General features: G+C 57.6%; 11 protein-coding genes and 1 other RNA gene. 3 read left to right on the plus strand and 9 right to left on the minus strand.

Annotated elements, in window-relative coordinates; translation table 11 throughout:
- Positions 1-21: 21 nt before the first annotated feature.
- The 3 genes from ACOTYB_RS08160 to ACOTYB_RS08170 all read right to left on the minus strand — a co-directional run bounded on the left by ACOTYB_RS08160 (position 22) and on the right by ACOTYB_RS08170 (position 4,974).
- On the minus strand, positions 22-3,111 hold the full coding sequence (locus tag ACOTYB_RS08160; protein WP_126524788.1) for a beta-galactosidase: 3,090 nt from the start codon (positions 3,109-3,111) through the stop codon (positions 22-24).
- 103 nt (positions 3,112-3,214) lie between these two features.
- Complete coding sequence (locus ACOTYB_RS08165) at positions 3,215-4,285, minus strand: LacI family DNA-binding transcriptional regulator (protein WP_023324240.1); 1,071 nt, start codon at positions 4,283-4,285, stop codon at positions 3,215-3,217.
- A gap of 77 nt (positions 4,286-4,362) precedes the next feature.
- Complete coding sequence (locus tag ACOTYB_RS08170) at positions 4,363-4,974, minus strand: YczE/YyaS/YitT family protein (RefSeq protein ID WP_032608660.1); 612 nt, start codon at positions 4,972-4,974, stop codon at positions 4,363-4,365.
- Positions 4,975-5,058: 84 nt separating this feature from the next.
- Between ACOTYB_RS08170 and ACOTYB_RS08175 the strand changes: the two genes are divergently transcribed.
- Positions 5,059-6,480: a PLP-dependent aminotransferase family protein gene (locus ACOTYB_RS08175; protein WP_022650488.1), complete on the plus strand. Its 1,422-nt coding sequence runs from the start codon at positions 5,059-5,061 to the stop codon at positions 6,478-6,480.
- Positions 6,481-6,550: 70 nt separating this feature from the next.
- On the opposite strand, the gene ACOTYB_RS08180 is transcribed toward ACOTYB_RS08175, so the two are convergent.
- From ACOTYB_RS08180 to ffs, 3 genes are all read right to left on the minus strand, one after another.
- On the minus strand, positions 6,551-6,766 hold the full coding sequence (locus ACOTYB_RS08180) for a hypothetical protein (RefSeq protein ID WP_015571263.1): 216 nt from the start codon (positions 6,764-6,766) through the stop codon (positions 6,551-6,553).
- Entirely contained in the window at positions 6,763-7,014 is a 252-nt protein-coding gene (locus ACOTYB_RS08185) for a hypothetical protein (protein ID WP_006809862.1), read from the minus strand. Before ACOTYB_RS08185 ends, ACOTYB_RS08180 begins: the two co-directional genes overlap by 4 nt.
- 246 nt (positions 7,015-7,260) lie before the next feature.
- Positions 7,261-7,357: signal recognition particle sRNA small type (gene ffs, locus ACOTYB_RS08190), an RNA gene on the minus strand.
- A 170-nt stretch (positions 7,358-7,527) separates the two neighbouring features.
- On the opposite strand from ffs, the gene ACOTYB_RS08195 reads away from it, so the two are divergent.
- Positions 7,528-7,839 carry an MGMT family protein gene (locus ACOTYB_RS08195; RefSeq protein ID WP_003859016.1) on the plus strand — a complete coding sequence of 104 codons (312 nt, stop codon included), beginning with the start codon at positions 7,528-7,530 and terminating at the stop codon, positions 7,837-7,839.
- Between the two features lie 37 nt (positions 7,840-7,876).
- Here the strand turns inward: ACOTYB_RS08195 and ACOTYB_RS08200 are convergent, their stop codons facing one another.
- Positions 7,877-8,404, minus strand: coding sequence for a YbaY family lipoprotein (locus tag ACOTYB_RS08200; RefSeq protein ID WP_003859018.1), 528 nt, complete (start codon positions 8,402-8,404; stop codon positions 7,877-7,879).
- A 203-nt stretch (positions 8,405-8,607) separates the two neighbouring features.
- On the opposite strand from ACOTYB_RS08200, the gene tesB reads away from it, so the two are divergent.
- Positions 8,608-9,468, plus strand: coding sequence for an acyl-CoA thioesterase II (tesB, locus tag ACOTYB_RS08205; RefSeq protein WP_032657403.1), 861 nt, complete (start codon positions 8,608-8,610; stop codon positions 9,466-9,468).
- 93 nt (positions 9,469-9,561) lie between these two features.
- Here tesB and amtB read toward each other — a convergent pair whose 3' ends face one another.
- Both amtB and glnK read right to left on the minus strand, forming a co-directional pair.
- Positions 9,562-10,848 (minus strand): ammonium transporter AmtB, encoded by a 1,287-nt coding sequence (gene amtB / locus ACOTYB_RS08210; RefSeq protein ID WP_022650485.1) that lies wholly within the window; start codon positions 10,846-10,848, stop codon positions 9,562-9,564.
- Positions 10,849-10,883: 35 nt separating this feature from the next.
- Positions 10,884-11,222, minus strand: coding sequence for a P-II family nitrogen regulator (glnK, locus tag ACOTYB_RS08215; protein WP_006809867.1), 339 nt, complete (start codon positions 11,220-11,222; stop codon positions 10,884-10,886).
- Positions 11,223-11,357 lie beyond the last annotated feature (135 nt).

Consider the following 11,357-nt stretch of genomic DNA (forward strand, 5'->3'; position numbering starts at 1 on the left):
GCAGTGGCCGCACGTTTCGGCTCAGCCGTTCTGCTGCCAGCTAAACGTGTAGCGCAGCCGGCGGTTTTGCAGAATGAAGGCCGGGGCTACGCTCGGGCTCCATGAGTCGTCCCCCCCTACGCCCATGTGAAACGCATCAAGATTCAACCAGCAGCCAGCCTCTTCCCGCAGCAAGTGCTGATGCGTTGTCTCATGCAGCTGCCGCTGGCTATAACGGCTCAGGGAGAAATGGAACTGTCCCTGCAACTGATGGGAGCCAAACGTCAGCTCGCGGGTGTCGCAGCGCAAACCGTTCTCCGTCGGGAAGATATACGGCGTCTGCATCTCTTCCAGCGGTAACGCCCAGCGTCCCTGCTGCGCCGCCAGTTTTCTGTCCGGATAGTTTTCCAGCGGGCCTAGTCCCAGCCAGCGCACCGTTTCCGGGATATCCGCCAGCATAACGCTCAGGCCCACGCGAGCGGGCTCAGGAATGTCAGACGCCACCGTCACCTGCACATCACCGTGCAGCACCCCGTGGTCATCAATCCGCCAGACCTTGCAGCTCATAAATAGCGCTTTACCCTGATGCTCCCAGACGTGCTGCGTGGTCACCACCACCTCACGGTTATGCTGCTCCGCTTCACACTGGAGGAGGCTCGCGGACATCTCATACATCCCTGCCGCTTTCCAGCGTTCCACCCACGCGTTCGGATCGATGCGGGTCGCCTCGCTGACGCCAATGTCATTGTCCAGCGGCGCGCGGGTGAAGTTATCCGTTAGCGGAGAACGGAGCGTTTCAGCGCCCTCGTTCCACCACTGGGTCAAGTTTCCGGTGAGACGGCTAAACTGCCAGCGCTGCTGCTGATGAGTAATGTCCAGCGCCTCGTCCTGCACCGTTAGCTGCGGAGGGGTTCCGCCTGCTTTCGGTGGCGCAAGGTACAGCGGCGCCGGGAGCGGCCACTGATCCCAGGCACAACGGTGGCCGGGCGGCGACCACGGCGTGGCCTGCGGCTGAACGATCTCCACGTTGAGCCAGACCTCGCCCGGCTCAGCGACAAGTTCAGGCAGCGGGATCTCAACGTGCTGCGTCCCCTCGGGCGCAACAGAAAGGGGGGTTTCGCCGGAAGCCAGTACCGCACCGTCACGCGCCACCGACCATCGCAGATACTCGTTGTCAGTATGACGGAACAGATAGTCGCTCTGGATCTCGACGACCAGCGGAGCGGTGCTCACCAGCGTAAAGGTAAAGAACTGCTGGGCACGCTGCGCCTCGTAAAGGGCGGGATGCGGAGTGCGATCGGGAAACACCAGTCCGTTGAGGCAGAACTGACGGTCGTTGGGCTTATCGCCAAAATCGCCGCCGTAGGCCCAGAATACCTTGCCGTCTTCCGCTTTTTTCGTCAGCGCCTGATCGACCCAGTCCCAGACAAAGCCGCCCTGCAACCGGGGATGGCTGCGGAATGCCTGCCAGTAGCTGGCAAAGCCGCCAAAGCTGTTGCCCATCGCGTGGGCATACTCGCACAGGATCAGCGGACGGGTTTCGTCCGGCATACCAATCCACTTTTTAATCGACCACTTTGGCACCGCCGGGAACGGCTGATCCTGATCGACGCGAGCGTACATCGGGCAGACAATATCGGTTGCCGCCGTACTGGCGCCGCCGCCTTCATACTGCACCGGCCGCGTGGGATCGGTGGTTTTCAGCCAGCGGTACAGCGCATCGTGATTCGCCCCATGCCCGGACTCATTCCCCAGGGACCAGATGATGATGGACGGATGATTCCGGTCCCGCTGCACCATACGCGTTACGCGTTCGCTCATGGCAGGCAGCCAGCGCGGATCGTCCGCCAGGCGGCTCATTGGCACCATGCCATGGGTTTCAATATTCGCCTCATCAACCACGTACAGGCCGTAGCGATCGCAAAGCGTGTACCACAGAGGATGGTTCGGATAATGCGAGCAGCGCACGGCGTTGAAGTTATGCTGCTTCATCAGTTCGATGTCGCGGCGCATGGTCGCCTCATCCATCACCTGCCCCTTCTCAGGATGATGTTCGTGACGGTTCACGCCGCGGATCAGCAGCGGTTTGCCGTTAAGCTTCAGCAGGCCGTTGCTGATTTCGACGCGTCTGAAACCGACATCGCAGGCTTCAGTCTCCAGCACGTTACCCTGCGCATCCCGAAGCGACATTGTCAGCCGATAGCATTTCGGTGTTTCAGCGCTCCATAGCGCAGGAGCGTTCACGGGTATCGCCACCCTAAGCCGTTCTGCCCAACTGCCGCGTTCGTCCACGATGGCCGATCCGGGCTGCTGCGTGGTTTGCGCGCAGGCTTCGCCGTTACGCCACAGGGTAAACGCCACCTCGCATTCGGCGTAGCGTGTGCCTTCCAGCGCAACGTCAACCCGGAGTATCGCCCGATCGCATTCGGCATTCAGATCGGTCACGATCTGATAATCGGCAATTCGCGTTTCCGGCTTGTGCAGCAGCGAGACGTCACGGAAAATGCCACTCATCCGCCACATGTCCTGATCTTCCAGATAGCTTCCGTCGCACCAGCGTAACACCATTACCGCCAGGCGGTTCTGCCCCGGTCGCAGCACCGCGCTGAGATCGAACTCCGCAGGCAGACGGCTGTCCTGCGAATAGCCCATCCACTGGCCGTTACACCACAGATGAAAAGCTGAATTCACCCCGTCAAAAATAATGCGGGTTTGCCCGCTGCACATCCAGGCGTCATCCATCTCAAATGTGAGCGAGTAACAACCGGTTGGGTTTTCAGCCGGAACATAGGGCGGGTTCACATTTATCGGATAGGTGACGTTGGTATAGATGGGAGTATCAAATCCCTGCATCTGCCAGTTCGACGGCACGGGCATCTCAACGGCATCAGCCAGATCGTCCGTTATCCATGCCTCCGGAACCTGCTCTGGCGCCGGGAAAAAGCTGAATCGCCAGATGCCGTTAAGCAGACGCTTGCTCCGCGAAGGCTTATCCTCGCGGGCGAAGGTTTCATCGCGCCAGCTATGAAAAGGCGCGTGTGCGGCCAGACGATTCCACTGCGTCACACCCGGGTTTTCCCAGTCACGACGCGCCAGAAGTGCGCTGAGAGTCAGCGGCAATGTAGAAGACATATCAACCTCTTTGCGAAGCGCTCACAATTTTAGCCAACATGCCCTGGTAAACGGTGGCGGTAAAGACTTTGATCGTCACCAGGCGAGCACGATCACAAAAGTGCTAGCTGCGCGCCAGTTTCTCCGCCAGCAGCGCCAGCGTTCTGAGCTGTTGCGCAAGATCTTCACGATCGGCCTGCTGTGCGGCGCGCGGCGCGGTGGAATGACGCACGATCAACGTAACGGGAAGTTGTTCCTGCCAGCATTCGTCGTGATGGGCAGGTGCCATCAGCCACTCCACGCTGCGCTCACCGGCCTCGCGGAACGCCTGCCGAACGGTGGTGAGCGGAGGTGAAAACCACGCGCTGTCAGCCGTATCATCAAACCCGACAACCGAGATCTGCCCCGGTACCGCAACGCCTTTTTCCGCACAGGCGCGTAAAACGCCAAGCGCCATCTGATCGTTAGCGACGAGGATCGCCTCCGGCAGCTGCGCGCCCGCCAGGAGCTGATGCCCTTTCTCATAGCCCGAAGCCGCGCTCCAGTCGCCCTGCGCCACCGCAAACGCCTCCACGCCGGCCTGAGCCAGCGTGGTTTTCCATCCCGCCAGACGAGCCCGGGCAGAGACAGAACTTTCCGGCCCGGCGAGCAGCGCAATTCGCTGGTGCCCCAGCGAAAGCAGATGCTCTGCCCCCAGGGCAGCGCCCTGTTCGGCATTGAAAACGAGACTGTTAACCCGAGCTGTGGGGGACACATCGAGAAAAAGAACCGGGGTCGGCGAGGCCATTTCCTGAAGCATTTCTGCCAGGGCATCTTCCAGCGGAACGTTCACCAGCAGCGCCTCTACGCGCTGCGCCAGTAATTCCTGCAAAGCAGCCTGACACTGCGCGGGTTGCTCCACCATGGAGATGAGTACGCTAGCCCCCTGCTCCACTGCCCGGGATTTTACAGCTGAGGCGATTTGCGACGGCGCATGTAGCGCCAGATCGCTGGTCATCAGCCCCAGCGTGCGGGTGCGTTTCCCGGCCAGCTGCTGCGCGCCACGGTTGGGCACATAGTGTAGCGCCGCCATGGCCTGCCGGACCTTTTCCCGCGTACGGGCAGAAACGTGTTCCGCGTCGTTAATCACCCGGGAAACGGTCTGATAAGAAACGCCTGCCACGCGGGCAACGTCATAAAGAGTGATCGCTTTCATACATTCTGGCGTCGTGAAAAGAGAAGTCTCTATTCTGACACAGTTACGCCATCATAGCCTGTGAGCGCTTCGCAAAATTAAACAATCCGCTCCGGCTGTGGAGCTTTCTGAATGCGCGGTCTCGGGCGAAACCACGGCAAACAAAGCTGGATCAGCGGGCCGATGGTTAATGCATACAGCACGGTTCCAACGCCAAACGCTCCCCCGAGGAGGTAGCCGACGATCAACACAGTCACCTCGATCGCGGTACGCACGCTGCGGATCGACCAGCCCAGCCGGGCGTGTATGCCGGTCATCAGGCCGTCGCGCGGGCCTGCGCCAAAACCCGCGCCGATATACATCCCGGTGGCAAGGGCGTTAACCACAATGCCGGAAACCAGCAGGGTGATGCGCACGGGCAGCGAGGTGAGCTCAGGGATCAGCGCCATTGACGCATCTGCCGCCAGACCAATACAAATCACATTACTGATAGTGCCCAGCCCCGGCAGCTGACGCAGCGGGATCCACAGCAGCAGCACCGCTGCCCCGGTTAAAATAATCACCGTACCGATGCTCATCCCGGTCTGGATGGCGACGCCAAGGTGAAAGACATCCCACGGGTCGACACCCAGATCCGAACGAATAAACATCGCGGTTGAAAGCCCGTACAGGCCTAAACCGACATAAAGTTGTACCAGACGACGTACCATTTTTTCTTCTCCGAAGAACCAGGTTCCATCTTCGGTGAAAATGGCACTATGATTAATGTCCAGTTTTCAAATAGTGGACTGCACATGTCATCACGTCGTTTTGGAAGCCAGTCTCTGGTACGCCTGTTAGGGCACTGGCAGCAAGCCTCTTCCCGTACCCCGCTGTGGCGCCAGCTGGCTGACGCGTTACGCCTGTTGATTCTGGATGGCAGGCTAGCGCTAAACACGCGCCTGCCCGGAGAGCGGGAGCTGGCCACCGCACTGAGCGTAAGCCGCACCACCATCAGCAGCGCGCTGGCGCATCTGCGGGAAGAAGGTTATCTGGAGAGCCGTCACGGCAGCGGTTCGCGGGCGATCCTGCCAGACAGCCGCGCCGTGCCCACGCTTTCCACAGCCAGTGCGGCGCTGGATCTCTCAACCGCCGCGCTCAACGCGGGGCCAGAGATCCACCAGGCCTACGCCCACGCGCTGACGGCCATCACGCCGAATCTGGCGCTGACCGGGTACGATCAGCTTGGGCTTCCGGCGCTGCGTGAAGCTATCGCCGCCCGCTACACCGCACGCGGTCTGCCCACCCGGGCAGACGAAGTGATGGTGGTGAACGGCGCCGTCAGCGGCTTTGCCCTGATCTTAAGAATGATGACCGGTCCCGGGGATCGCGTGGTGGTGGATCATCCCACTTACCCGCTGGCAATAGCCGCCATTCAGGGAGCACTATGCCGGCCCGTGGGCGTCTCGCTGCCTGAAACGGGTTGGGATACCGACGGTTTTGCCGCAACGCTCGCCCAGACCGCCCCGCGTCTGGCCTATCTGATGCCGGATTTTCATAATCCGACCGGGCGTTGCATGGATGCCGCGACGCGCCAGACCATAACCGACATCGCCGCGCAAACCCGCACCACGCTGGTGGTGGATGAAACCATGGTCGATCTCTGGTTCGATGCTCCCCCGCCGCCGCCGCTGGCCGCCTTTAACCCGGAGGCCGCGGTGATGACGCTGGGTTCTGCAGGCAAAAGTTTCTGGGGTGGGCTGCGTCTCGGCTGGATCCGCGCCTCGTCCCGCACTATCGCCACGCTCGCGCAGACGCGCGACACGCTGGATCTGGGTTCTCCGGTGCTGGAACAACTGGCCACGCTGTGGCTTATCGAAAACAGTGAAACCTTCCTGCCTGCCCGGCGGGAAATGCTGGCAGAACGTCGCGACCGCTGCGGCCAGATGCTGCGGGAACATTTCCCCGAATGGCGGTTTCAGGAAGCGGAGGGAGGGCTCTCATACTGGATTGAATTACCCGGCATGCTGGCGACGCAGCTGGCGGCACGCGCCGAGACGACAGGCATCATTATGGGCACCGGCACGCGCTTTGGGCTTTCAGGCGCGTTTGACCGCTATCTGCGAATGCCCTTCTCACTCAGTCCGCCGGAACTTGAAGAGGCATTATTGCGGATCAAACCGCTGTGGCGTGCGTTAAATAAAAGTGTAGCGCCAGTAAAACGGAGCCTGGTGTAAATTATTCGCCAGAAACAATAAAAACTGCTGACTGTAACGCATGCAGTCAGCAGTTTTCATGAAGAACAGCTTAATGTTGAGGAGGAATCGGGAAGCCTTTCAGCGAAATAATGAAATTATCCCCTTCTTTCTTTATTTTTGCACCGGTATCACACCAGTCAGACGCAATTCGAAAGAACTCATCACTTCCTACATTCCAGCCAAGACGAACATGTTTCACGTAGCCGGAACGTAACAGATTGCAGGCCTCGTTGTAGTCACTGGCAGTCGATAGTTGTTGTTTCATTTTCTCTTCTTCAGAAGTTTACGTAGTGCTTTGATTTCTTTAGGAGTAAATGGAGTTACGCTCTCTTCTTCCGTATGCTGATTATCAACATCCTCTTCCGATACTCCCGCCTCTTCTACTGCTTCAAATGCCAGCAGCAGCAGTTTCTCTGTGGTCACGCTTAAATTCTCATTATTGTCTTCCGCATAGTGGCGAAGTCTTTCTTTTAGCGCTTCATCAATTTTAACGTTTAAAACCGCAGTAACCATGATTGTCACATCCTTTCGGAACACGTGTTTAATTTAATACACGAAGATAAGTTTGTTATCCAGATATATATTTTTTAGCTTATGACAGAATAAAGGCATCCGAAAATAAAATGACAGTCTATTATTACAGGTTTATGACATTATTATTTCAGTTAAATGAAGGCTGTATTACAGAAAATACAATAGTCACATAATTTAGAAGGTTTATTCAGGGGAACAACTGAGAGGATCACAAATGGGTGGGGGCCCTGCCAGCTACATCCCGGCACCCACGTCGTCTGCCCTGGCTGCTTCCTTCCGGACCTGACCTGGTGAACAGAGTAGCGTTGCGGGAGAACCAACAGAGCCCCCATTGAGAGCGTTGATAACCAACGCGCTGGCGCATTATCCCTGTGGAGCACCTCAATTGCAAGCCGCTGACAACCGGATGCTGGATTATTGCGCAAACTGCCCCGACAATCTTCTTTATCTTCGTATAACATTACCCTTCGCTGATTTCCCGCAGGAGAAACAATGGACGAACATGACACTTTCCCACAGCGAGTGTGGCAAATCGTGGCTTCGATTCCGGAAGGCTGTGTCACGACCTATGGGGAAGTCGCCCGGCTGGCGGGTTCTCCGCGCGCGGCGCGTCAGGTTGGAGGCGTGCTGAGAAGGCTACCGGAGGGAAGCACGTTACCGTGGCACCGGGTCGTCAATCGCCATGGCGCCATTTCCCTCACCGGGCCAGACTTGCAGCGCCAGCGTCAGGCATTACTCTCAGAAGGGGTGCAGGTGTCCGGGGCAGGACAGATTGATATGCAGAAGTATCGCTGGGAGTACTGACGCCCTCTCCCGTCAACATGGAGAGGGCGAAGGAAAATTACATCTGTGTTGGGGGTGTAGGCAGAGTCGGCTGATTGGTTTGCGTTGCAACAGGCACTTCAGTTTGCTGCACCGGTACCAGGGTCAGGTCGATTTTGGTGCCGCCTTTGTTGACCGCTTCCTGTACGGTATCGGTGATAAAGACCAGCTTATCGTTGATCGTTACCGCCGCGCTCAGGAGGATACGCGCGTTAGGCTGGACGTCAGACGGGTTGTACGGCAGCACGAAGCTGAACGGCGCCTGTTTACCCTCTGTACGAACTGCACGCTGAGCAAGGACTTTAGACGGTGCATCCGCCAGAGACGCATCGGATAACGTGACCGTTAAAACCGCGTCCGGCGGCAGAGCGACTTTCTGTTTGATCCAGATGGTACCGGACACGTTAGGCTGTCGAATAGCTTGCTGTGAAAGGGTGTTAATCCCGTTTGGGGTCGCCGTTGGTACCGCTACATCGGCACTCTTATCCGCACAGGCGGACAACGCCACCGCCATTGCAACACCGCTTAACATAGGCACGAGTTTCATTGAAGTCTCCTTATCATCAATGCACCGGCGGGATCGATCCCATCCGATGTCGTTTTATTCACATAACGTAAACAAGTGTGGCACAAATCACGGATTTATGCCTAATTTTGCCCAGGTATTAAGATTATTCTACCCATCGGACCACTATCGTTTCTGCGTTATACTCAGCGTATCTTTCGCCACGGCGTTTATTGAGGACCACTATGAGTCAGGCACTGAACAATCTGCTGACATTGCTTAACCTGGAAAAAATAGAAGAAGGGCTATTTCGCGGACAGAGCGAAGATTTAGGCTTACGCCAGGTTTTTGGCGGCCAGGTCGTGGGGCAAGCGCTGTATGCCGCCAAGGAGACCGTCCCGGCAGACCGTCTGGTGCACTCGTTTCACAGCTACTTTTTACGCCCAGGCGACAGCGCTAAACCGATTGTGTACGACGTGGAAGTTCTGCGTGACGGTCAAAGTTTCAGCGCCCGTCGTGTGGCGGCCATCCAGCATGGGAAACCCATTTTCTACATGACTGCCTCCTTCCAGGCGCCAGAGCCGGGCTATGAGCATCAAAAACAGATGCCGTCTGCCCCATCGCCGGACGATCTGAAATCGGAAACCGAGATTGCCCGCGCACTCGCACATCTGCTGCCGCCGCAGGTAAAAGAGAAGTTTCTGTGCGATAAACCGCTGGAGATCCGCCCGGTCGAATTTCATAACCCAATGAAGGGGCATACCGCTGAGCCCGCCCGCCAGGTGTGGATCCGCGCCAACGGCAGCGTACCCGCAGATTTACGCGTGCATCAGTACCTGCTGGGGTATGCGTCGGATTTCAACTTCCTGCCAGTTGCGCTACAGCCGCACGGTGTGGGCTTCCTCGAAAAAGGGATGCAGGTAGCCACAATTGACCATTCCATGTGGTTCCACCGTCCATTCGATATGAATGAATGGCTGCTTTACAGCGTGGAAAGTACCTCTGCGTCCAGCGCGCGCGGTTTTGTTCGCGGGGAATTTTACACCCAGGATGGTGTGCTGGTGGCTTCTACCGTGCAGGAAGGTGTGATGCGTAATCGCGGGTGAGGTAAAAAGCCCGGTGGCTATGCTTACCGGGCCTGCAAATTACGCTTTTTCAGGCCGGGTAAGGCGAAGCCGCCGCCCGGCAAGGCACTCAAATTATGCGTTATAGGCATTCTCGCCGTGGCTGTTGACGTCCAGGCCTTCGCGCTCCTGCTCTTCCGGCACGCGCAGCCCAACGGTCATATCAGCCAGCTTGTAACCGATAAAGGCCACAACACCCGACCAGACAACGGTGATCGCGATACTTTCCAGCTGTACAAGCACCTGATGCCCCATGGTTACGCCTTCTGCGTAACCCACACCGCCCAGAGATTGGGCAGCAAAGATACCGGTCATGATACAGCCGACAATGCCGCACACACCATGCACGCCGAATACATCACACGGATCGTCAACGCGCAGAACACGTTTCAGTGCGGTAACGCCCCACAGCCCCGCCAGTCCTGCGACGATACCGATCAGCAGCGCACCGCCTACGCCCACGTAACCGCACGCTGGCGTAATACCTACCAGACCGGCAATCGCCCCGGAACAGGCACCCAGCAGCGATGGCTTGCCGCGAACGGCCCACTCGCCAAATACCCATGAGAGGATAGCGCCGGCGGTTGCCACAACGGTATTCACGAAGGCCAGTGCAGCGATTTCGTTAGCGGCGCTGGCTGAACCTGCGTTGAAGCCGAACCAGCCAAAGTAGAGGATGGCGGTGCCGGTAAAGACCATCGGCAGATTGTGCGGCTTGAATGCTTCCTTCCCGAAGCCCACGCGCTTGCCAATCAGGTAGGCGCCTACCAGGCCTGCTACCGCGGCGTTGATGTGCACAACGGTACCACCCGCAAAGTCCAGCGCGCCATGGGAAGCCAACAGACCACCGCCCCAGACCATATGCGCAATCGGGATATAGGAGAGCGTCAGCCAGACCACCACGAAAATCAGTACCGCAGAGAAGCGGATACGCTCAGCCAGCGCGCCCACAATCAGCCCCACGGTGATGCAGGCGAATGAGCCCTGAAACGCGACATGAATATACTGATAGAAGCTGCCCATTACCGCGGTCAGTTCGATATTTTTCAGCATCGCCCAGTTAACGTTGCCGAAGAAGGCGTTGCCCTCCCCGAAGGCCAGCGAGTAACCGTAAACCACCCACAGCACGCACACCAGCGCGAACGTGACGGCAACCTGCGTCAGCATGGAGAGTACGTTCTTGCCGCGAATCAGGCCGCCGTAAAACAGCGCGATCCCCGGAATCGTCATGAACAGCACCAGCGCGGTGCAAATCATCATAAAGGCGTTATCGGCTTTGTCTGCCACAGCAGGTGCAGCCATTGCCAGGCCCGGCAGCAGTGCCAGCGACCCCAGACCTGTTTTCATTGTTGCTTTCTTCATTTTCTTGATCCCTATCACTGTGTGCCAGGAGTTACTTACAACGCCGCTTCGTCAGATTCGCCGGTACGGATGCGAATAACGCGCTGTAGTTCGGCAACGAAAATTTTGCCGTCGCCAATTTTTCCGGTGTAGGCCGCTTTGCTGACGACATCAATCACCTCATCAAGCTGATCGTCGGCAATCGCCACATCAATTTTCACTTTTGGCAGGAAGTTAACGCTGTATTCCGCCCCGCGATAAAGCTCGGCATGACCTTTCTGACGCCCAAAGCCTTTCACTTCGGTGACAGTCAGTCCCTGAATACCCATGGAAGACAGCGCTTCACGCACGTCTTCGAGTTTGAATGGTTTGATTACCACCGTAACCAGCTTCATATATCCCCTCCAGTCAGAATTCGGTAATGGCCGCAGCTAACACGAGAGTGATATTGCAAAGGGTGTGCCAGAAGTGAAAGGTGAGGAGGAAAGCGCCGCGGCGCGCATGCGCCGGGAAAAAGTGAAAAAAAAACG

This window comes from Enterobacter cloacae complex sp. IR5450, assembly GCF_049238665.1.
Lineage (GTDB): Bacteria > Pseudomonadota > Gammaproteobacteria > Enterobacterales > Enterobacteriaceae > Enterobacter > Enterobacter hormaechei_C.